The organism is Streptomyces sp. NPDC023157 (genome assembly GCF_055560575.1).
In genome coordinates, this window is the sequence record NZ_JBVHIL010000001.1 from 1,270,398 (window position 1) to 1,291,922 (window position 21,525).

At 72.0% G+C, this 21,525-nt stretch carries 18 protein-coding genes and 1 rRNA gene; 9 read left to right on the plus strand and 10 right to left on the minus strand.

Features of this window, described 5'->3' with window-relative positions; translation table 11 throughout:
- Positions 1-13: 13 nt before the first annotated feature.
- The gene (locus ACZ3ZE_RS05695; RefSeq protein WP_361179530.1) at positions 14-571 is read left to right on the plus strand and encodes a DJ-1/PfpI family protein; all 558 of its coding nucleotides are present in this window, start codon (positions 14-16) and stop codon (positions 569-571) included.
- A 148-nt stretch (positions 572-719) separates the two neighbouring features.
- On the opposite strand, the gene ACZ3ZE_RS05700 is transcribed toward ACZ3ZE_RS05695, so the two are convergent.
- Both ACZ3ZE_RS05700 and ACZ3ZE_RS05705 read right to left on the minus strand, forming a co-directional pair.
- A complete protein-coding gene (locus tag ACZ3ZE_RS05700; protein ID WP_467257476.1) occupies positions 720-1,391 on the minus strand; it encodes an HAD family hydrolase in 672 nt (223 codons plus the stop codon).
- A gap of 26 nt (positions 1,392-1,417) precedes the next feature.
- A complete protein-coding gene (locus ACZ3ZE_RS05705; RefSeq protein WP_361179524.1) occupies positions 1,418-1,924 on the minus strand; it encodes a DUF6912 family protein in 507 nt (168 codons plus the stop codon).
- Between the two features lie 278 nt (positions 1,925-2,202).
- On the opposite strand from ACZ3ZE_RS05705, the gene ACZ3ZE_RS05710 reads away from it, so the two are divergent.
- Positions 2,203-2,673 carry an Rv3235 family protein gene (locus tag ACZ3ZE_RS05710; RefSeq protein ID WP_363293361.1) on the plus strand — a complete coding sequence of 157 codons (471 nt, stop codon included), beginning with the start codon at positions 2,203-2,205 and terminating at the stop codon, positions 2,671-2,673.
- Between the two features lie 66 nt (positions 2,674-2,739).
- Here ACZ3ZE_RS05710 and secA read toward each other — a convergent pair whose 3' ends face one another.
- Entirely contained in the window at positions 2,740-5,547 is a 2,808-nt protein-coding gene (gene secA / locus ACZ3ZE_RS05715; RefSeq protein ID WP_361179520.1) for a preprotein translocase subunit SecA, read from the minus strand.
- Positions 5,548-5,798: 251 nt separating this feature from the next.
- On the opposite strand from secA, the gene ACZ3ZE_RS05720 reads away from it, so the two are divergent.
- Both ACZ3ZE_RS05720 and ACZ3ZE_RS05725 read left to right on the plus strand, forming a co-directional pair.
- Positions 5,799-6,371 carry a GNAT family N-acetyltransferase gene (locus ACZ3ZE_RS05720; RefSeq protein ID WP_361179517.1) on the plus strand — a complete coding sequence of 191 codons (573 nt, stop codon included), beginning with the start codon at positions 5,799-5,801 and terminating at the stop codon, positions 6,369-6,371.
- 81 nt (positions 6,372-6,452) lie between these two features.
- A complete protein-coding gene (locus ACZ3ZE_RS05725) occupies positions 6,453-7,616 on the plus strand; it encodes a winged helix-turn-helix domain-containing protein (RefSeq protein WP_361179515.1) in 1,164 nt (387 codons plus the stop codon).
- A 78-nt stretch (positions 7,617-7,694) separates the two neighbouring features.
- Here the strand turns inward: ACZ3ZE_RS05725 and ACZ3ZE_RS05730 are convergent, their stop codons facing one another.
- The 6 genes from ACZ3ZE_RS05730 to mtrA form a co-directional block, all read right to left on the minus strand.
- The gene (locus tag ACZ3ZE_RS05730) at positions 7,695-8,450 is read right to left on the minus strand and encodes a response regulator transcription factor (protein ID WP_361179513.1); all 756 of its coding nucleotides are present in this window, start codon (positions 8,448-8,450) and stop codon (positions 7,695-7,697) included.
- A gap of 266 nt (positions 8,451-8,716) precedes the next feature.
- Positions 8,717-9,403 carry a ribosome hibernation-promoting factor, HPF/YfiA family gene (gene hpf, locus ACZ3ZE_RS05735; RefSeq protein WP_442304399.1) on the minus strand — a complete coding sequence of 229 codons (687 nt, stop codon included), beginning with the start codon at positions 9,401-9,403 and terminating at the stop codon, positions 8,717-8,719.
- Between the two features lie 290 nt (positions 9,404-9,693).
- Positions 9,694-10,524 (minus strand): ComF family protein, encoded by an 831-nt coding sequence (locus ACZ3ZE_RS05740; RefSeq protein ID WP_467257478.1) that lies wholly within the window; start codon positions 10,522-10,524, stop codon positions 9,694-9,696.
- 55 nt (positions 10,525-10,579) lie between these two features.
- The gene (locus ACZ3ZE_RS05745) at positions 10,580-12,457 is read right to left on the minus strand and encodes an LpqB family beta-propeller domain-containing protein (RefSeq protein ID WP_442304392.1); all 1,878 of its coding nucleotides are present in this window, start codon (positions 12,455-12,457) and stop codon (positions 10,580-10,582) included.
- Entirely contained in the window at positions 12,447-14,438 is a 1,992-nt protein-coding gene (mtrB, locus tag ACZ3ZE_RS05750) for an MtrAB system histidine kinase MtrB (protein ID WP_361179506.1), read from the minus strand. The genes ACZ3ZE_RS05745 and mtrB overlap by 11 nt, the downstream gene beginning before the upstream one ends.
- Position 14,439: 1 nt before the next feature.
- On the minus strand, positions 14,440-15,117 hold the full coding sequence (gene mtrA / locus ACZ3ZE_RS05755) for a two-component system response regulator MtrA (RefSeq protein WP_361179504.1): 678 nt from the start codon (positions 15,115-15,117) through the stop codon (positions 14,440-14,442).
- A 622-nt stretch (positions 15,118-15,739) separates the two neighbouring features.
- On the opposite strand from mtrA, the gene ACZ3ZE_RS05760 reads away from it, so the two are divergent.
- From ACZ3ZE_RS05760 to ACZ3ZE_RS05780, 5 genes are read left to right on the plus strand one after another with little or no spacing between them, the layout of a single operon-like run.
- Complete coding sequence (locus ACZ3ZE_RS05760) at positions 15,740-16,948, plus strand: DUF7847 domain-containing protein (RefSeq protein ID WP_467257481.1); 1,209 nt, start codon at positions 15,740-15,742, stop codon at positions 16,946-16,948.
- Between the two features lie 4 nt (positions 16,949-16,952).
- Positions 16,953-17,636 carry a DUF4129 domain-containing protein gene (locus ACZ3ZE_RS05765; protein ID WP_467257484.1) on the plus strand — a complete coding sequence of 228 codons (684 nt, stop codon included), beginning with the start codon at positions 16,953-16,955 and terminating at the stop codon, positions 17,634-17,636.
- On the plus strand, positions 17,633-18,826 hold the full coding sequence (locus ACZ3ZE_RS05770; protein ID WP_363293366.1) for a DUF4350 domain-containing protein: 1,194 nt from the start codon (positions 17,633-17,635) through the stop codon (positions 18,824-18,826). The genes ACZ3ZE_RS05765 and ACZ3ZE_RS05770 overlap by 4 nt, the downstream gene beginning before the upstream one ends.
- Entirely contained in the window at positions 18,823-19,824 is a 1,002-nt protein-coding gene (locus ACZ3ZE_RS05775; protein ID WP_467257487.1) for an AAA family ATPase, read from the plus strand. Before ACZ3ZE_RS05770 ends, ACZ3ZE_RS05775 begins: the two co-directional genes overlap by 4 nt.
- Positions 19,825-19,836: 12 nt before the next feature.
- On the plus strand, positions 19,837-21,132 hold the full coding sequence (locus ACZ3ZE_RS05780; RefSeq protein ID WP_467257489.1) for a DUF58 domain-containing protein: 1,296 nt from the start codon (positions 19,837-19,839) through the stop codon (positions 21,130-21,132).
- A gap of 129 nt (positions 21,133-21,261) precedes the next feature.
- Here the strand turns inward: ACZ3ZE_RS05780 and rrf are convergent.
- A 5S ribosomal RNA gene (gene rrf, locus ACZ3ZE_RS05785) occupies positions 21,262-21,378 on the minus strand.
- Positions 21,379-21,525 lie beyond the last annotated feature (147 nt).

A 21,525-nucleotide genomic window follows, 5' to 3' on the forward strand; every position in this document is an offset into this window, starting at 1 on the left:
TTGGGGAGACACAGTGGCGAAGATCTTGATCGTGACCGGAGACGCGGCGGAGTCGCTGGAGGTCATGTACCCGTACCAGCGCCTGCTGGAGGAGGGGTACGAGGTCGACATCGCCGCCCCCGCCCGCAAGCAGCTCCGCTTCGTGGTCCACGACTTCGAGCCGGGCTACGACACGTACACCGAGAAGCCGGGCTACACCTGGCCCGCCGACCTGGCCTTCTCGGAGGTCGACCCGGGGGCGTACGTGGCCGTGGTGATCCCGGGCGGCCGGGCGCCGGAGTACCTGCGCAACGACCCGGAGCTGCGCAAGATCCTCAAGTCCTTCTTCGACGCGGACAAGCCGGTGGCCCAGATCTGCCATGGCCCCCTCCTGACCGCCGCGATCGGCAGCCTGGAGGGCCGCCAGGTGACCGCGTACCCGGCCCTCGAACTCGACATGCAGGCCGCGGGCGCCACCTTCCAGGACACGGCCGCCGTAGTGGACGGCACCCTCGTCTCCTCCCGAGCCTGGCCGGACCACCCGACCTGGATGCGGGAGTTCCTGAAGGTACTGCGGGAGGCGAAGGCGTAGCGCCGGAGCACCGCTGCCGGGGTTGTGGGCAATCGTTCCGCAGGGCGGAACGGGTGGGCACAACCCCCCACCGGCCGGCACCCGGCCCGCTCCCCGCACCGCCCACCACGCGGCGCCGCGACCCCGGCCATGATCCGCCGGACAGGCCCTAGACCAGCTCCTCCGCCACGGCAACCGCCTCCGCGAGCGAGTCGACCACCGGCACCCCCACCCGCTCCAGCGAAGCCCGACTGTGCGACCCGCCGGTGTAGAGCACGGCCCGTGCCCCCACATGCAACGCCGCCACGGCGTCGTCCGCCGCGTCCCCGATGACGACGACCCGCTCCGCCGGCACCCCCTCCAGCGCCGCGAGATGCCGCACCATGTGCCCGGACTTGCCGTCCTTGGAGGACGGGTCCGGCCGCCCGTCGACCCGCAGGAACCGCTCCGCGATCCCGTGCCGCCGCACCAGCGGTATCAGCTCCTCGTGCGGCGCGAGCGACAGCAGCGACTGGGTGAACCCGGACGCCTGCCGCTGCGCCAGCAGCTCCGCGGCCCCGGCGGTGAGCCCGCAGTTCTCGGCCCGCTGCCAGTAGTGCCGGTGGAAGGCGCCGTCCATGACGACCCACTCGTCATCGGTGGGCAGCCGCCCCATCAGCCGCTCGTAGAACTTCGGCACCGGCACCGTGTACAGCTCGCGGTACTGCTCCAGAGTGATCTGGTCGAGCCCCAGCTCGGCGAAGGCCGCGTTGGTCGCGCCGATCACCGCCCCGATGTCGTCGAGCAGCGTGCCGTTCCAGTCCCAGACCAGGTGTTTTCCGTGCTTCTCGTGCTTCCCCATGGGGGCACACGGTACCGGTCGCGGGCTCAGCCGAGCAGGCCGGGAATCTCCTGCACCCCGTACCAGAGCAGCTCGTGGTCCTCGGCGCCGTCCACGACGAACTGGGCGTCGTCGTCGCCCTGGTCCGCCGCCCCGAGCGCGTCCGCGGCGGCCGAGACGTCCGCCCGGGCGTCGTCGGCGTCGGCGTGCACGGCCGCGGCCTTGGCGAGCCGTACGGCTCCGGCGATCCGCACCTCGCCGAGCGCGCCCGCGTCGAGCCCCCGGTCGGGGTCGACGGCCGCGTCCTTGTCGGCGACGTCGACGGCGACGACGATCCGGCGCCGCGCGGCCCCGGGGTCACCGGCGAGCAGCCGCAGCGAGGCGGCGGCGGCGCGGTTGAGGGCCGCGTACTCCAGCTCCTCGATGTCGTCGGAGACGTACCACTCGCGGAGCGCGGGGGTGACGGCGTAGGCGGTGAGGGGCCCGGGGCCGAGCTCGCCCGTCTTGTGCGCCTGTGCGAGACCGGGAAGGGTCAGGGGGACGTAGACGCGCATGGCTGGCCGCTTTCGTAGTCGGAGACGCCCTCAGGATACGTGCGGAGTCCCCCTTCGGGGCCCCCGGCCCGACCCCTCACCCCGTCACCCCCGGGAGCCGCCTCCTGGGGCCCCGCAGGCCCCAGGGGCCCCCGCGTCACCCTGATAGGTGAACCTCCACGCACGCCCGCACACGGGTGTGCGCCCCTTGCCCGAGCGGGCGCCGTCCCCGTACAAGATCCCCAAGTAGTTACCGACTGGTAAGCACCGGTGACTCAGCGCGATGAACGGGGACCGAGATGACCACGCACACCTACGCCTACAGCCCCAGCCCCAGTCACACCCCCAGCCCCACCCGCCCGCCCCGCGGCGGCGCGGGCCCCTCCGGACCGTCCGGACCCGCCGGCACCGGCCCCCGCGGCCGTGCGGGCTCCGGCCCGCGCCGGATGCCGCCGCCGCACGTCCTCTTCGCCGAGAAGCTGCTCGCCGTGCTCAGTGGGGAGCGCCCGGTGCACTGGATGCTCGGTCACACCGTCGGCGAGGCGTACGAGCAGCTCGTCCGGCTCGCCCCGGAGACCCCGCTGCGCTCCTGCGGCCCGCGCCCCGTCCTGCGTCACTGCTCGGCCCGCCCGCCGGGTCCGGACGCCGTCGAGGCCTGCGCGACGATCGCGACCGGGGAGCGGGTCCGGGCCATGGCGTTCCGCCTGGAGCGCGGCCGGGACCGCCGCTGGCGCTGCGCCGCGGTGGAACTGGACGGCCTGCCGGCGTAGCCGTGGACGACGCGGAGGGGCCGGCCACCGCACCCGGTGACCGGCCCCTCCGTCCTGCTCTGCCGCTTACTTCTTGCGGCGACGCCCGCCCGTGTTCTTCTGCGCCTTGCGGCGCTCCGCGCGGGTCAGCCCGTCACCGGAGGCCTCGCTGTCCTCGGAGGCGAAGTCGCCCTCGACGACCGAGCCGTCACCGTCGACCTTCGGCGCGGAGAAGTGCAGCCGGTCCGGGCGCTGCGGGGCGTCCAGGCCCTTGGCGCGGATCTCCGGGCGGCCGGCACCGGCGGCGACGGCGTCCTTCTTCTCCAGGGACGGCGCGTCCTGCACCGGGAGCTCCTCGACCTGCTGCTCGACCTGGACCTCCAGGTTGAACAGGTAGCCGACGGACTCCTCCTTGATGCCCTCCATCATCGCGGAGAACATGTCGAAGCCCTCGCGCTGGTACTCGACCAGCGGGTCCTTCTGGGCCATCGCGCGCAGGCCGATGCCCTCCTGCAGGTAATCCATCTCGTAGAGGTGCTCGCGCCACTTGCGGTCGAGCACCGACAGGACCACGCGCCGCTCCAGCTCGCGCATGATTTCCGAGCCGAGCTGGGCCTCACGGGCGTTGTACTGCTCGTGGATGTCGTCCTTGACGGACTCGGCGATGAACTCGGCGGTGATGCCCGCCCGGTCCCCGGCCGCCTCCTCCAGCTCCTCGACCGTGACCTTGGCCGGGTAGAGCTGCTTGAACGCGTTCCACAGGCGGTCCAGGTCCCACTCCTCGGCGAAGCCGTCGGCGGTCTCCTGGCGGATGTAGTCGTCGATCGTGTCGTCCATGAAGTGGCCGACCTGCTCCTGCAGGTCCTCGCCCTCCAGGACGCGGCGGCGCTCGCCGTAGATGACCTCGCGCTGGCGGTTGAGCACCTCGTCGTACTTCAGGACGTTCTTGCGCGTCTCGAAGTTCTGGCTCTCGACCTGGCCCTGCGCGGAGGCGATGGCACGGGTGACCATCTTGTTCTCGATCGGCACGTCGTCCGGCACGTTCGCCATCGCCATGACGCGCTCGACCATGGCGGCCTTGAACAGGCGCATCAGGTCGTCGCCGAGCGACAGGTAGAAGCGGGACTCGCCCGGGTCGCCCTGACGGCCGGAACGGCCGCGGAGCTGGTTGTCGATACGGCGGGACTCGTGGCGCTCGGTGCCCAGGACGTACAGCCCGCCGAGCGCCTTGACCTCCTCGAACTCCGCCTTCACGGCCTTCTCGGCACGCTCCAGGGCGCCCGGCAGGGCCGCCGCCCACTCCTCGACGTGCTCGACCGGGTCCAGGCCGGACTGGCGCAGCTCGGCCTCGGCGAGGTCGTCCGGGTTGCCGCCCAGCTTGATGTCGGTACCACGGCCGGCCATGTTGGTGGCGACGGTGACGGCGCCCTTGCGGCCGGCCTGCGCGACGATCGCGGCCTCGCGCTCGTGGTGCTTGGCGTTCAGCACCTCGTGCTGGATGCCGCGCTTGCTGAGCTGCTGCGACAGGTACTCGGACTTCTCGACCGAGGTGGTGCCGACGAGGACCGGCTGGCCCTTCTCGTACTTGTCCGCGATGTCGTCGACGACGGCGGCGAACTTGGCGACCTCGGTCCGGTAGATCAGGTCCGGCTGGTCCTTGCGCTGCATGGGCTTGTTCGTCGGGATCGGCACGACGCCCAGCTTGTAGATCTGGTGGAACTCGGCCGCCTCGGTCATGGCCGTACCGGTCATGCCGGAGAGCTTGTCGTAGAGGCGGAAGAAGTTCTGGAGGGTGATCGTGGCGAGCGTCTGGTTCTCGTCCTTGATCTGCACCCCCTCCTTGGCCTCGATCGCCTGGTGCATGCCCTCGTTGTAGCGGCGGCCGGCGAGGATACGGCCGGTGTGCTCGTCGACGATCATGACTTCGCCGTCGATGACGACGTAGTCCTTGTCCTTCTTGAACAGTTCCTTCGCCTTGATGGCGTTGTTCAGGTAACCCACGAGCGGGGTGTTCACCGACTCGTAGAGGTTGTCGATGCCCAGCCAGTCCTCGACCTTGGCGACGCCGGACTCGTGGATGGCGACGGTGCGCTTCTTCTCGTCGACCTCGTAGTCGCCGGTCTCCTCGATGCCCTTCAGCGGGTTGCCGGGCTCGCCCTTGGCGAGGCGGGTGACCAGCTTGGCGAAGTCGCCGTACCACTTGGTGGCCTGGTCGGCCGGGCCGGAGATGATCAGCGGCGTACGGGCCTCGTCGACGAGGATCGAGTCGACCTCGTCGACGCAGGCGTAGTTGTGGCCGCGCTGGACGAGCTCGTCCTGGGACCACGCCATGTTGTCGCGCAGGTAGTCGAAACCGAACTCGTTGTTCGTGCCGTACGTGATGTCGGCGGCGTACTGCTCGCGGCGCTGGGCCGGGGTCATGTTGGCCAGGATGCAGCCGACCTCCAGGCCCAGGAAGCGGTGCACCCGGCCCATCATCTCGGAGTCGCGCTCGGCCAGGTAGTCGTTCACCGTGATCAGGTGGACGCCCTTGCCGGACAGCGCGTTCAGATACGCCGGCAGGGTACCGACGAGGGTCTTGCCCTCACCGGTCTTCATCTCGGCGACGTAGCCGAGGTGGAGGGCGGCGCCGCCCATGATCTGGACGTCGTAGTGGCGCTGGCCGAGGACGCGCTTGGCGGCCTCGCGGACGGTGGCGAAGGCCTCCGGAAGGAGGTCGTCGAGGCTCTCGCCGTCGGCGAAGCGCTGCTTGTACTCGTCCGTGAGCGCCCGCAACTCGGCGTCGGAGAGGTTCTGGAAGTCCTCTTCGATGGAGCTGACCTGGTCCGCGATGCGGTGCAGTTTGCGCAGGATCTTGCCTTCGCCTGCACGCATGAGCTTGTTGAAGACGGACACTGAGGCTGGTCTCCTTGCCGGTCGGGCCTGGCACTGGGTCTTGTCATGACTCGGGCGCGGGCACGGCAGGTGGTCCCCACCGCAACGGCCATCGTAAGCGAGACCGCCCTCGCGGAGGGAGGCCCGCTGTGCCGAAGCCCCGCTCGCGCCCGTGAGGCCTCCCGCGAAGAGAACGCACGAGGCCGCCGGAAGGTGCCGCCCCTTACCGAAAAGTGTTCGCATCGGGCCGGGCGGGTCACCACAATTCCGTCATGGAGCCCATCACCCTGACCACGGAACGACTGCGTCTGCGCATTCCCACCCCCGACGACGCCGAAGCGGTCCACGCCGCCTGCCAGAACCCCGCCATCCAGCGCTGGACCACGGTTCCCTCGCCGTACACCCGCCACGACGCCGAGTTCTTCGTCACCCGTCTGGTGCCGGAGGGCTGGAGCAACGACCGGGAGTACGCCTTCGCCGTAGAGCCGGTCCAGGGCGGGCCGCTGCTGGCCGCGGCCAGTCTGATGACCCGCGCGGAGGGCGTCATGGAGGTCGGCTTCTGGCTGGCCGAGGAGCACCGCGGCCACGGCTACATGACCGAGACCGTCCGCGCCCTCGCCCACTGGGCCTTCACCGCGCTCGGCTGTCACCGTCTGCTGTGGCGCGCCGAGGTCGGCAACACCCCCTCGCGCGCGGTGGCCGAACGGGCCGGCTTCACCGTGGAGGGCGTCGAGCGGGCGGGCCTGGTCAACAAGGGCACGGTCCGCGACGCCTGGCTCGGCTCGCTGCTCCCCTCCGACCTGGGGCTTCCGGCGCAGCTGCCGTACCTCCCGCACGGCGGCTGACGGCGGCCGGGTCCTGCCCGGGACCGAGGCTCCGGACCGCTGCCCCGGTTCTTGTCAGTGCCGCCCTCTAGGGTGCGGCTCATGACGACCGCCCCGCGCCCCACCGCCGAACTGTCCGCCGACGACGCCCGCCGGATCGCCCTGCGGGCCCAGGGGTTCCTCGGCTCCCCCGACCGCCGGGCCGGGGTGCGCGGCGTGCTGCGCCACCTGGGGCAGGTCCAGCTGGACACCATCTCCGTGCTGGCCCGCTCGCACGAGCTCATCCCGTACGCGCGGCTGGGCGCCGTCGGCCGCACCACGGTCGAGTCGGCGTACTGGACCGAGGGCCACGCCTTCGAGTACTGGTCGCACGCCGCCTGCATCCTGCCGATCGAGGAGTGGCCGCTCTTCGCCTTCCGCCGCCGCGCCTACCGCGACCGCCCGCACTGGGGCCACGAGCTGTCCCAGGGGGCGTACGAGGCCGTGATCCGGCAGCTGCGGGACGAGGGCCCGCGGACGGCTACCGAGCTCGGCGGGGCGAAGAACAAGGGCGAGTGGTGGGACTGGTCCGACGCGAAGATCGCCGTCGAGCGGGCGCTGATGTACGGCGAGGTGGTGGTCACCGAGCGGCGCGGCTGGAAGCGGGTCTACGACCTGGCCGAGCGCGCGGTCCCCGAGGCGCTGCTCCACGACGACCTGGACGACACGGAGTGCCTGCGGCGGCTGGTGCGGCAGGCGGGCGAGGCGCTGGGCGTCGGCACCCGCGCGGACATCGCCGACTACCACCGGATCAAGGGCGAGGCCTTCGACGCGGTGGTGGCGGACTCGGGGCTCGTCCCGGTGACGGTGGCGGGCTGGGGGAAGCCGGCCTGGGCGGATCCGGCGGCGCTGGCGAGCGAGCCGCGCGGCCGGCACCGGACGACGCTGCTGTCGCCGTTCGACTCGCTGATCTGGGAGCGGGCCCGCACCGAGCGCGTCTTCGGCTTCACGCACCGCCTGGAGGCGTATGTGCCGAAGCCGAAGCGGGTGTACGGCTACTTCGCGATGCCGGTGCTGTCCGGCGGCCGGCTGGTCGGCCGGGTGGACCCGGCGCGGGAGGGCCGGACGCTGGTCGCCCGGCAGGTGTCGCTGGAGGGCCCGAAGGCGGTGCCCGCGGTGGCGCGGGCGCTGCGCGAGGCGGCCGAGTGGGTGGGCTGCGACGCGGTGGCCGTGGAGCGCGTGGACGCTCCGGAACTCGCGGCAGAGCTCGTCAAGTCGCTCGGCTGAGGAGGGCCGCCGGGGGCAGGTCCGTCGGCGCCTGGTCCGTCGGCAGCGGGTCCGCCGGCGGCGTCGGGGGCCGGTGCGTCAGCGGATCTCGAGGATCTTCTCCCGCATCGCGTAGACCACGGCCTCCATCCGGGAGTGCAGCTGGAGCTTCTCCAGGATGTTCCGCACGTGGTTCTTCACGGTGTTCTCGGAGATGAACAACTGCTTGGCGATGTCCCGGTTGTTCATCCCGGTCGCGACCAGCTTGAGGACCTCCAGCTCGCGGTCGGTCAGCCGGGGCGCGGGCACCAGCCGGCGCTCGTCGGTGCGCTGGATCATCGACTTGAACTCGGTGAGCAGCTTCGATGCCATCGACGGGCTGATCTGCGACTGGCCGTCGGCGACGGCCCGGATCGCGGTGGCGACCTCGTCGGTGGAGATCTCCTTGAGGAGGTAGCCGGTCGCACCCGCCTTGATCGCGTCGTAGAGGTCGGCCTCCTCGTCGCTGATCGTCAGCATGATGATCTTCGCGCTGGGGGCGACCTCCTTGATGGAGGTGCAGGCCTCGATCCCGCCGCGCTTGGGCATCCGCACGTCCATCAGCACGATGTCGGGCAGCAGATCGGCCGCCTTGTCGACGGCCTCCGCCCCGTCACCGGCCTCGCCGACGACCTGGATGTCCTCCTCCTGCGCGAGGACGATCTCCAGACCACGACGGAAAAGGGCGTGATCGTCAACGACGAGAACCCGGATCGGCTCGTCGCGTGACGCGCCGATGGCCGAATCCGATCCCTCCGGGTTCACCGTGCCCGCCGACTCTCGCCCGCTGTGCACCGGCCCGAAGCTGTCCGCCATCGTTCCTCCCCCTGAAGGCCGTGGCCTGAAGTCGTGTACTGCATCGCATTCGGTCCTCCAACCACTGCTCGGGGAGCACCGGTTGGCGTGCGCACCATGCTTTCATGCCTCGGCGCCCTCGCGGTGAACGCGTGGTCGCACGCGGTCGCATTCCGTCACTTCCGGTCGCACAGGGGTGCCCCTGGGAGCGCGGGGGGCGCTCCAGGGGCACCGGGTCGGAACCGCGACCGCGGGGGCGGCCGACGAGCGGGCTCGGGCGGGCCGGATCAGCCGCCGAGCGCACCGCCCGCACCGCCGAGGTCCTCACCCGCGAGGGGGTCGCTCTCCAGGTGGATGACGCCGTAGTCGTAGGCGTGCCGCCGGTAGACGACACTGGGCTGCTTCGTGTCGGAGTCGACGAAGAGGTAGAAGTCGTGCCCGACCAGCTCCATCTCGTAGAGCGCCTGGTCGAGCGTCATGGGGGCGGCCTTGTGGGTCTTCTCGCGGACCACCAGCGGTCCTTCGCCCTGGACCTCGATCGAACCCATCATCGTGGTGGGGACGGTGCCGGTCTCCTCCGGCACCACCTGTCCGTTGCCGTTCAGCGACGCGACACCCGGCACCACGTCGGCGACCTCCGCCGCCGAAAGCCTGCCGTTGCCACGGCGGGTGAACCTCTTGTCGTGCTGCTTGCGCAGTCGGGCCTCCAGCTTGTCGCTGGCGAGGTCGAGCGCTGCGTACGGGTCGCCTGCCGCCGCCTCGGCCCGGATCACCGGGCCTCGGGAGTGGAGGGTGATCTCCACGCGGTCGGACCGGTCGGCCTGCCGCGGGTTGTGCTCCTTGGACACCTCGACGTCGAGGCTGATCACCTTGCCGTCGAGCTTCTGGATCTTCTCCAGCTTCAGCTTCTCGGCCACGTGCTTACGGAACCGCTCGGGCACCTCGGTCTTGCGGCCCTTGACGACGATGTCCACGCAGAACTCCGTTCCCGGATCGCTCACTACGGCTCCTTGGCCGTCGAGCATCCCTTTGCACCAGACTCCGGCGATTGCCGAGGTCTCGGACTTGGCGACTTCCCCTCTCCTCCCCAGTCGAAAAGCGCCCCACCCCATCGACAAGAGGTTAATTCGCCCTGAACTCCTGTCCTGTAGGCGCACCCGTGCATTAAGTGAGGCGTGACCTTCGCCATTCCTCACAACCGAACATAGCTCGTTCGGACGGGTGTCGTCACCCGCTGACGGGACTTACCTCCATTCGGGTGTTCTCACCTCTCACCACCTGCAACGATGCAAGTTCCCCGTGAGTTCCGGTTTATTTCGAACGAAGCCGGAGAGGATGCGACTACCGCTGCCGCCGGCTGTTCGAAAAGGTCTTCCGTCCCTCGCCTCTTCGGGCTGTCCGGTAATCCAGGAATGAACAGTGGGTGTACGAGGGTGAGGGCGGCACCCAGTGCCCTCGCCGCCTCCGCGAGCGACGCCCCCGTGGTCATCAGGTCGTCCACGAGAACCACCCTCCCGGCCTCCCGCGCGGCCGCGTCCAGGAGCCGTACACCGGCCGGGGCGACCTCCAACGCCCCCGCCAGGTTGGCGAACCGCCCGCGCGCCCCGAGCCCCGCCTGGTCGGCGACCGCCCTGCCTTGCCGCAGCACCGGCAGGACCCGCGCGGCCCGTCCCGAACGGCGCAGCCGGGCCGCCGCGGCCAGCGCGATCCGCCGGGTCGGATCGTGGCCACGCGCGCGCACGGAGCGCCGCGAGGACGGCACCGGCACCAGGAGCAGCGGTCCGCCCCCGGACGCCTCACAGGGCCCCGTGGCGGCCGTCACGGCACCCGCGAGCGCGGCGCCCAGGGCTCCGGCGAGCGGCAGCGCCCCGCGTTCCTTGTGGGCGAGGAGCAGCGCGCGCACGGCACCCTCGTACGGCGCGGCGGCGTGGACGACCGGCAGCCCCGGGGGCTCGGGCGACGGGCGCACCCTGCGGGGACCGGTGCCGGCCAGCCCGGCCTCGCAGCGCGGGCACAGTGCCGTACGGGGTCTCCCGCAGCCTCCGCAGGCGACCGGCAGCACCAGCCCGGCGATCTCGCGCCACCACCCCCGCATGGCTCCACTGTCCTCCCGTGGAGCCCGTGCGGCCACTCCTGTGGATAACCCTCCGTCAGCCCGGATAGACCGGGTGGCGCCCCTCCTTGACGAGGGGCTGCCAGTTCGCCCCGGGCACGAGCCGCACGATGCCGTCGTTGTTGGAGTCGGCGACCACCGGCGACTGTTCGCCGTGCGGCGCGGCGACCGCCGTGACCCCGTTCAGGCCCGGCAGGACCGAGGTCGTCGACGTCGACCCGTCCGTCTGCACGTACCGCACCTGCTGCACCCCGCCGGCCTCCGTGCCGACCACGACCAGGCGGCTCGGGCCGGCCCAGGACACGGCGGTGACGGACTCCAGGCGCGGCGCGGCGCGCTGCGGGGACTCGACGGAGACGCTCTCGCGCCCCTCGCTGCGGGTGCGCTCGACCCGGCCGATCTGGAGGGTCGTGCGGTCGTCCTTGGTCACGAGCAGCGCGATCCGCACCCCGTCGGCGGAGACCCGCAGCGACTCGATCCGCGCGCCGTCCTTCAGCCACGGCGTGCTGACCTCGACCGGCTCACCCCGGCCGCCGGGCACCATCCACAGGCGCGGCTTCGCCCGGTTGCGGTCGGCGACCCACAGGTCGCCGTGGCCGTCCCAGCTCGGCGCCGACAGCCGGTCCTCACGCCGCAGCCCGGCGCTGGTCACGATCGGCACCTCCGGCTCCTCGTCGTCGGAGGTGATCGACGCGACCCGCAGCGCGCGGCCCTCCTGCACGATCCCGGCCGCCCGGTTCTCCTCGCGGTCCACCGCCACGTACGTCAGCGGCAGCGTGCCCCGGCCGAACGGCCCGGGCACCTCGACCGGCTTGTCCAGCTGCTTCGAGGCGACCGACAGCATCATCAGCCGGCCGTGCTCGTCGACGAAGAACGGGTTCTCGCCCCGGCCGGGGTCGCGCACCGCCGAGTACTCCTCGATGGCCTGCCCCTTGCCGAGCACGCAGAGCCGGTTGCCGTCGCTGCCCTGGAGCTCCACCTGCTCCACCCGTGCCGACGTCAGGTCGCCGAGGGTGAACAGCAGTTGCGCCGCCATGCCCTTGCACACCAGGGCGCTGACGTGGTCGGCCTTGGCGTTGAGCGGGACCTTCAGCGTCGACTGGTCGTCGGTGGTGAGGGTCGTGACGCCCCTCTTCAGCTCCGTACCGGAGGGGAAGCGCGAGTCGACGGCCGGTCCGAGCCACCCCGTCGGGCCCTCCAGGAGCGCCTTCACCGTCTGCGTCACCGGGTCCATGCGGGTGACCGGGTCCTGCCGCTGGCGGATGTAGACCGGGTCGGCGACGACCCAGTTCTCCCCGGAGGCGAAGTAGTACTTGTTGACGGAGCGGTAGTTGCGCAGGAAGTCCGCCTCGCCGAGCACCAGGCCCGACGGCAGGCTGTCGATGCGCCACTCCTTGCCCTTGCCGTCCGCCGAGGGCTGCTGCACGACGTGGATCGACTCGTTGAACTCGGCCGGGACCTCCGGCCGGTACGCGTGCCGGGCGTCGACCTTCGCGATCCGCCGCCCGGAGATCGGGTACGACCGCCCCTGGTTCTCCGTGTCGGCCATCCGGTCGGCCTGGTCACGGTCGGGCGCGTTGGTGAGCACCGTGATGCTCGCCTCCGGCCGCCACGTCCGCGCGGCCTGCCGGGTCAGATACTTCCGCGCCGTCGAGAACCCGGGGTCGTCACTCGTCATGGCCTCCAGGAAGCCGTCGACGATCTCCTCCGGATCGGCGTTGTCCCGGGGCGCGACCGCGTACACCCGCACCTGCGAGTCGCCCGCGTTGGACGCCTTCACGGCCCGTACGTCCCCGCTGTCGGGCATGCTCGCGCAGCCGGCCACCAGCAGCGAGCCACAGGCCAGCAGCAGCACCCCGCGCACCGACCGTCCCCGCCCCAGGGCCTCCCGCGTCCCTCGAAGGTCAGCGCCCACGTGTCCCGCCCTCCCGCTCGGCGCGCGTCGACGCCACCGTCTCGCCCCCGGCACCCGCTTCCTCGTCTCCACCCACCGCGGGCCGCGGAACCACCCGCGCGCCACTGCCCGGCAGCGCCGTCGGATCCACCGTCGCCCGCGGCGCGGCCGGCATGCGCGGCGGTACGGACAGCGCCGGGTGCTCCCCGGCGGGCTGCGCCGGCACCGCCGTCAGGCGCGCCCCGGCCGCGGCGGCCGCCTGCTCGCGGTTGCGCCGCGAGTCCTCCGGCTCCAGCGGGATCGGCGAACCGCGCAGCGGCTCGTCCGCCGTGCGCGGCAGAGTCAGCCGGAACTGTGAGCCGCCGCCGGGCTCGCCCCAGGCCTGGAGCCAGCCGCCGTGCAGCCGCGCGTCCTCGACGGCGATCGACAGGCCGAGGCCCGTGCCGCCGGTGGTGCGCGCCCGGGACGGGTCGGCCCGCCAGAAGCGGTTGAAGACCCGGGTCGCCTCGCCGGGCTTGAGCCCGATGCCGTAGTCGCGGACGGCGATCGCGACGGCCCCGCCGGCGGCGGCCAGCCTCACGGTCACGTCCCGGCCCTCGCCGTGCTCTACGGCGTTCACGACCAGATTGCGCAGCACCCGCTCGACCCGGCGGGCGTCCGCCTCGGCCACCACGGGCTGCTCGTCGCCGACCACGACGATCCGGCTGCCCTTGCGCTCGGCCAGCGGCTCGGCGCCGCCGATGACCCGGCGTACGACCTGGCGCAGGTCTATCGGCTCGGCCTCCAGAGCCGCGGCGCCCGCGTCGAAACGGCTGATCTCCAGCAGGTCCGACAGCAGCGACTCGAACCGGTCGAGCTGGTCACCGAGGAGCTCGGCGGAGCGCGCGGTGATCGGGTCGAAGTCGACCCGGGCCTCGTGGATGACGTCGGCCGCCATCCGGACCGTCGTCAGCGGGGTGCGCAGCTCGTGCGAGACGTCCGAGACGAAACGCCGCTGCATCCGCGACAGGTCCTCCAGCTGCTGGATCTTCAGCTGGATGGTCTGCGCCATCTTGTTGAAGGCCTCGCCGAGGCGCGCGATGTCGTCCTCGCCGGTGACCTTCATGCGTTCCTGGAGCCCGCTGGCCGACAGCCGCTCGGCGACCGCCGCGGCCATCCGTACGGGGGTGACGACCTGGCGCACCACCAGCCAGGCGATCGCGCCGAGCAAGACCACGACGAACAGTCCGGCGGTCGCCAGGGTGGTCTTGACCAGGGAGAGGGAGTCCTCCTCCTGGGTCAGCGGGAAGAGGTAGTACAGCTCGTACGGGGTGCCGTCGGCGTCGTTGAGCCGCTTGCCGATCACCAGGCCGGGCTCGGACGCCTTGCCGCTGGTGTAGTGGATCCGCGCGGGCTGCTGGAAGGTGCTGGTGCCCTGCGCGACGTTGTGCCGCAGCTCGGCGGGGATGCTGGTGGTCGGGTCGACCTCACCGGAGGCGCGGGCGCCCCGGCTGGCCGTGTTCCCGGTCTCCAGGGACAGCGCGACCACGTTGAACGCGCTCTGACCGCCGCTCGCCAGCTGCTCGACCAGCGTCGAGCGCCAGTTCACCGACGCTCCGGCGCGGCCGCCGTCCTGCCCGCCCGGCGCGGACGGCGTGGTCGCCGCCTTGTCCTGGGCGGCCGAGAAACCCCCGGCGGCCTGGCTCTGGGCGGCCTTCTCCTTGGCGTCGAGCAGCCCGTTGCGCACCTGGCCGATGACGACCAGGCCGAGCAGCAGCACGACGCCGATCGACATGAGCAGGGTGCCCGCGACCACCCTCACCTGGAGGTTGCGCCGCCACAGCCGTACGGCGGGCAGCAGCGGCCGGCGCACCCAGCGCGCGACGAGCCGGAACACGGGCCCGCCCGGCGCACCGTCCTGGAGCAGACGGCCGAAACGCGAGCCCCCCCGCCCCGGTCCGGCAGCCCGCCCCGTACGGACTCCCGGATCCCCGGGCTTCGGAGCAGTACTGCCTGCGCTCATGTCAGCTCGGCCCTGCCTTGTAACCGACGCCACGAACGGTCACGACGATCTCCGGGCGCTCCGGGTCCTTCTCGACCTTCGAGCGCAGCCGCTGCACATGGACGTTCACCAGCCGGGTGTCGGCCGCGTGCCGGTAGCCCCAGACCTGCTCCAGCAGGACCTCACGGGTGAACACCTGCCACGGCTTACGGGCCAGCGCCACCAGCAGATCGAACTCGAGCGGCGTCAGCGCGATCGCCTGCCCGTCCCGCTTCACCGAATGCCCGGCCACGTCGATGACCAGGTCACCGATGGCCAGCTGCTCCGGCGCGGGCTCCTCCGACCTCCGCAGCCGCGCCCGGATCCGGGCGACGAGCTCCTTCGGCTTGAACGGCTTGACGATGTAGTCGTCGGCCCCGGACTCCAGACCCACCACGACATCGACCGTGTCGCTCTTGGCCGTGAGCATGACGATCGGCACACCGGACTCGGCCCGGATCAACCGGCAGACCTCGATACCGTCCCGACCGGGCAGCATCAGATCGAGCAGCACGAGATCCGGCTTGGCCTCCCGAAAAGCAGCGAGTGCCCTGTCACCGTCCGCAACGAACGACGGCTCGAAACCCTCACCACGCAGCACGATCCCGAGCATCTCGGCCAGTGCGGTGTCGTCATCGACGACAAGAACGCGTCCCTTCATATCGACATCATCCCATTTCCGTATCAGTCTCAAGGCGGCTGGTGAGATACCTCACCGACCTGCGGCGACGTCCGGGTTTGCCCGCCGTGAACCGCCGGTGTCTGTGGGTGTCGATGTCAGACATGGATGTCAGCCCCGTGACCCCCGTGGTCGCCCCGAACCGTACCTTGCGGGGCCTGCCACATCCCAGAGCCAAGGAACTCGAAGACCGCCGGCCCGACCGTCACGCCTCATGCCGGAGCTGACACCGGTCGCCGAGAGCACCTTGCTCGTCGGGCGCGTTCCAGCTCGTCACGCTGTCCGGGAACTCGTAGATCGCGATGTCCACGTGTGAGCCCCGCCCGCGGAGCACCCATCGCGCCTCGGGTGGTTCCAGCGAACACGCGGGCGGAGACGACGGTCATCGCGCTACCGACCGGCTGGCACCTCGTAAACGATCTCGCCCCTCGGCCGCCCGCCTTCCAGGGGTCAGGAGAAGGCACCAGGCGGGACAGCGCCCGTCCGTTGGCGGGTCCCGCGTGGCACGATGGCTCCCGGCCCGTCGCCTTGCCAGGCGGGAGGCCGCAGTGACCGAGCCGGTTCGCCGATCCGGCCCCGCGACCATTCCTCGAGGTGGACGACCGTGAACGACACTCCGGGCTGGACCTCGCCCGGATCTGCTCCCTCCGACGGCCAGGACGGTTCCGGTGTTCCCCGGCCCGCCTCGCCCGGCGACGCGAACGGCTCCGCCCCTCAGTGGTCCAAGGACCAGCCGCCCGCCGGCCAGTGGCAGCCGCCGACCGCCCCGGCCCCCGGCGCCCCCGCGCCGGCCCGGGCGCAGTCCAGCCCGGGCTGGGGCGGCCAGCAGCCCCCGTACAACCAGTGGGGCCGGCCGCCGGCCGCGAAGCCGGGAGTGATCCCGCTGCGCCCGCTCGCCATGGGCGAGATCCTCGACGGCGCCGTGACGACGATGCGCCGTTACTGGCAGACGGTGCTGACCATCTCGGTCACGGTCGCCGTGATCGGCCAGGTCGCCGACATCCTCGCGCAGCGCTATCTCGTGCCGGCCGCTCCGGCCGTGAACCCGGACGCGAGCCCGTCGGAGCAGCTTCAGCAGTCCGCCGACGCGATGCAGAGCAGCCTGATCGGCATGGGCCCGGCCTACCTGATCATGCTGGTCGCCACCCTGGTGTGCGCCGCCCTGCTCACCGTGGTGATCAGCCGTGCCGTCCTGGGCCGGCCCGTCACCCTCGGCACCGCCTGGCAGGAGGCGCGGCCACGGCTGCTGCCGCTGCTCGGGCTGACCCTGCTGGTGGCCCTGATGAGCGCCGGCCTCATGTTCGTCGGCCTGCTGCCGGGGATGCTCCTCGGCGGGGCGGGCGGCGTGGGTCTCTCCGTCCTCGGCGGAGTCGCCGCCTTCGTGACGGTCATCTGGCTGACGATCCGCTTCAGCCTCGCCTCCCCGGCGCTGATGCTGGAGCGTCAGGGCGTGTTCACGTCGCTGAAGCGCTCGGCCAAGCTGGTCCAGGGCTCCTGGTGGCGCATCTTCGGCATCACGATCCTCACCCAGCTGCTGATCTTCCTCGTCGCGATGATCATCACGATCCCCTTCGCGGCCATCGCCATAGGCGCCAGCGACGGCGGCTTCAGCGGGCTCCTCTCGGGCACCACGCCCGAGAACAGCTGGTCGTTCCTGATCATCACCGGCATCGGCGGAGTGATCGTCAACGCGATCACCTACCCGATCTCCGCGGGCGTGACCGCGCTCCTCTACGTCGACCAGCGCATCCGCCGGGAAGCCCTGGACCTGGAGCTCGCCCGGGCCGCCGGTCTGCCCGGCTACGGGGGCTGATGGCGTGACGGTCACGGGGGGCACGGCCGGCGACGTACCGGTGGACATCCCCCGCATCCCCGCCCAGGAGGCGGCGGAGCGGGAACTGTCCAAACCGATGTACCACGAGAACGATCCCAACCTGCTCCAGCGCGGCCTCGACCGCTTCTGGGACTGGGTCGGGCGCCTCTTCGACTCGGCCTCCGGGGTCACCCCCGGGGGCGTGGTCGGCGTCGTGGCCATCGTCGTCGTCGTGCTCGCCGTGATCGGCGCCCTGTGGTGGCGCCTCGGCACGCCCCACCGGTCGCCCGCCTCCACCGGCGGCGACTCCCTCTTCGACGACGGCCCCCGGACCGCCGCCGAACACCGCGCGGCCGCCACCCGGCACGCCGCCGCCGGCCAGTGGAACCAGGCCGTCCAGGAGCGGATGCGGGCGATCGTCCGCTCCCTCGAAGAGCGCGCCCTGCTCGACCCGCGCCCCGGCCGCACCGCCGACGAGGCCGCCGCGGAGGCCGGCCGGTCGCTGCCCGCGCACGCCGACGGTCTGCGCTCCGCCGCCCGCGCCTTCGACGACGTCACGTACGGTGGCCGCACCGCCGACGAGCCCGCGTACCGGCGCGTCGAGCAGCTGGACACCGCCGTGGAGCGGACCAAGCCGTCCCTCGAACCGGCCACCGGCGCCACCGCCTTCACAGAGGCCCCCCGATGAGCCGGCCGGCCACCAGCGCCACCTCGACCTCGCTCACCCCCCGCCAGATATGGGCCCGCGCACGCGGCGCCCTCCTCCTGGGCGCCCTGATCCTGATCGGCGGCATCGTCCTCGCCACGATGCACTCGTCCGAGCACCACGGCCGCCTCGACCCGCGCTCGGCCGACCCGTACGGCAGCCGGGCCCTCGCGGAACTCCTCAAGGCCCAGGGCGTCTCCGTCGAGGTGACCACCACCCTCGCCGGGGCCACCGCCGCCACCGGCGCGGACACCACGCTCCTCGTCACCGCACCGGACCTGCTCTCCGACGCCCAGCAGTCCACCCTGTACGGGGCGATGAAGGGCTCGGCGGCCCGCACCGTCCTGCTCGGCGCCGGCACCCCGTCCCTCGGCACCCTGGTCCCCGGCCTCACCACCAGCGACGACGCCCCGGTGGCGGCCCTGGAACCCGCCTGCACGCTGACCGCCGCGACCCGCGCCGGCAGCGTCGACCTCGGCGGCGAGCGCTACGTCACCGACCACACCACCGCCGACAGCTGCTACTACGCCGACGGCCTGCCGACCCTGGTCCGCGTCCCCGGCCAGGGCACCGCCGACACCGTGCTGCTCGGCTCCCCCGAACTCCTCTCCAACAAGCGCCTCGACCAACAGGGCAACGCGTCCCTCGCGATGCAACTCCTCGGCTCCCGGCCCCATCTCGTCTGGTACCTCCCCTCGCTGACCGATGTCCCGGCCGACGCCGAGTCCGAGGACACCGGCACCGGTTTTCTCGACCTGATCCCGTCCGGCTGGCTGTGGGGCACGCTGCAGCTCGCCGTCGCGGCCCTGCTCGCCGCCGTCTGGCGCGCCCGCCGCCTCGGCCCCCTCGTGGCCGAACGCCTCCCCGTCGCCGTCCGCGCCTCCGAAGCGACCGAGGGCCGCGCCCGCCTCTACCGCAAGGCCGACGCCCGCGACCGCGCCGCCACCGTGCTGCGCACCGCGACCCGCACCCGCCTCGCCCCGCTCCTCGGCGTCCCCGTCCAGGACGCCCACGCGGCCGAGCTCCTCCTTCCCGCACTCTCCGCCCGGGTCCCCGCGACCGCCGTGGACCGCCGGGATCTTCTCTTCGGCGCGGCTCCCGCCGACGACGCCGCCCTCATCCGCCTGGCGGACCAACTCGACGCCCTCGAAAGAGAGGTACGCACTTCATGAGCGCCCCGACCCCCGAGACCGTCACGACCCCCGAGACCGTCACGACCTCGGAGAGCGCACGCGACTCCCTGGAGGCCCTGCGCACCGAGATCGGTAAGGCCGTGGTCGGCCAGGACCCCGCCGTCACCGGTCTCGTCGTCGCCCTGCTCTGCCGGGGGCACGTCCTCCTCGAAGGCGTCCCCGGCGTCGCGAAGACCCTCCTCGTCCGGGCGCTCGCCTCCGCTCTCGAACTCGACACGAAGCGCGTCCAGTTCACCCCTGACCTGATGCCGGCCGACATCACCGGTTCCCTCGTCTACGACAGCAGGACCGCCGAGTTCTCCTTCCAGCCCGGCCCGGTCTTCACCCACCTGCTGATCGCAGACGAGATCAACCGCACCCCTCCGAAGACCCAGTCCTCCCTCCTGGAGGCCATGGAGGAGCGTCAGGTCACCGTGGACGGCCAACCCCGGCCGCTGCCCGAGCCGTTCCTGGTCGCCGCGACCCAGAACCCGGTCGAGTACGAGGGCACCTATCCCCTGCCCGAGGCCCAACTCGACCGGTTCCTGCTCAAGCTGACGGTCCCGCTGCCTTCACGCGAGGACGAGATCAGCGTCCTGACCCGTCACGCCGAGGGCTTCGACCCGCGCGACCTGAAGGCCGCCGGGGTCCGTCCGGTCGCCGGCCCCGCCGAACTCGAGGCCGCCCGCCAGGCCGTGGCCAAGGTGGCGGTCTCCCCCGAGATCGCCGGCTATGTCGTCGATATCTGCCGCGCCACGCGTGATTCCCCCTCGCTCACTCTCGGCGTCTCCCCCCGAGGAGCCACCGCCCTGCTCTCCACGGCCCGCGCCTGGGCCTGGCTCACCGGCCGGGACTACGTCACCCCGGACGATGTGAAGGCCCTGGCCCTGCCGACCCTCCGTCACCGCGTCCAACTGCGGCCCGAGGCCGAGATGGAGGGAGTCACCTCCGACTCCGTCATCAACTCGATCCTCGCCCACGTCCCCGTACCCCGCTGAGAACGGCGCCCCATGGCCCTCACCGGACAAACCGCGCTGCTCGCCGCCCTCGGATCGCTCCCCGTCGGCATCCTCGCCCCCAGTTGGGCAGGGATGCTCGCGGTGAACGCGCCCCTCTCGCTAGCAATTCTGTGCGACTACGCGCTGGCCGCGCCAGTGAGAACGCTCCAGTTCACTCGAAGTGGTGATACAAGCGTTCGACTAGGTGACGGCGCGGACGTCCAGCTCACGGTGACCAACCGGTCCCGCCGCCGCCTGCGCGCCCAACTCCGCGACGCCTGGCCCCCGAGCAGCACCCAGACCCCCGCACGGCAGCAGCTGACGGTCCCGGCCGGTGAACGCCGCCGCTTCGCCACGACCCTGCGCCCCAGCCGCCGCGGCGACCACCGCGCCGAGCGCGTCACCGTCCGCTCGTTCGGCCCGCTGGGCCTGGCCGCCCGCCAGGGCAACCACGAGGTGCCCTGGACGGTCCGGGTCCTGCCACCGTTCGCCAGCCGCAAGCACCTGCCGTCGCGCCTGGCCCGCCTGCGTGAACTGGACGGCCGCACCAGTGTTCTGACGCGCGGTGAGGGCACCGAGTTCGACAGCCTCCGCGAGTACGTCCCCGGGGACGACGTCCGTTCGATCGACTGGCGGGCCACCGCCCGCCGGACCACCGTCGCCGTCCGCACCTGGCGGCCCGAGCGGGACCGGCACATCCTCGTCGTCCTCGACACCGGCCGCACTGCGGCCGGCCGCGTCGGCGACATCCCCCGCCTCGACGCCTCGATGGACGCCGCGCTCCTTCTGACCGCCCTGGCCTCCCGCGCCGGCGACCGGGTGGATCTCCTGGCCTACGACCGCCGGCTCCGTGCCCAGGTCCAGGGCCGTTCGGCGAGCGACGTGCTGCCCGCCGTGGTCGACGCCCTGGCGCCGCTCGAAGCCGAGCTCGTCGAGACCGACGCCCGCGGCCTGGCGGCCACCGCTCTCGCGCGCGCTCCCCGCCGGTCGCTGATCGTCCTGCTCACGGGTCTGGAGGCGGCTCCGGTCGAGGAGGGCCTCCTCCCCGTCCTGCCGCAGCTCACCCAGCGCCACACGGTGCTGGTGGCCTCCGTCGCCGATCCGCACATCGCCCGCATGGCGGCCGCCCGTGGCACGCTCGACGGCGTCTACGAGGCCGCGGCCGCCACGCAGGCCCAGTCCCAGCGTCTCCGCACCGCGGAGCAGCTTCAGCGTCACGGAGTGACCGTCGTGGACGCGACGCCGGACAACCTGGCCCCCGCCCTCGCGGACGCCTATCTGGCCCTGAAGGCCGCCGGCCGCCTCTGATCCAGCTGTGGGGCTCTCGGCCGGGGAGCCCCACAGGGGTACGTGGACAGGGTCGCCGCCCCGCCCGGAACTGCCCGTAAACGCAGAAAAGCCCCGCACCATAAGGTGCGGGGCTTTCCCACAATGATTGTTCGGCGGCGTCCTACTCTCCCACAGGGTCCCCCCTGCAGTACCATCGGCGCTGAAAGGCTTAGCTTCCGGGTTCGGAATGTAACCGGGCGTTTCCCTAACGCTATGACCACCGAAACACTATGAAGTTGAACTCAAGCCGCACCCCCACAGGGGGGCGAGTTCGTTACTTCAGAACTAACACAGTGGACGCGAGCAACTGAGGACAAGCCCTCGGCCTATTAGTACCGGTCAGCTCCACCCATTACTGGGCTTCCACATCCG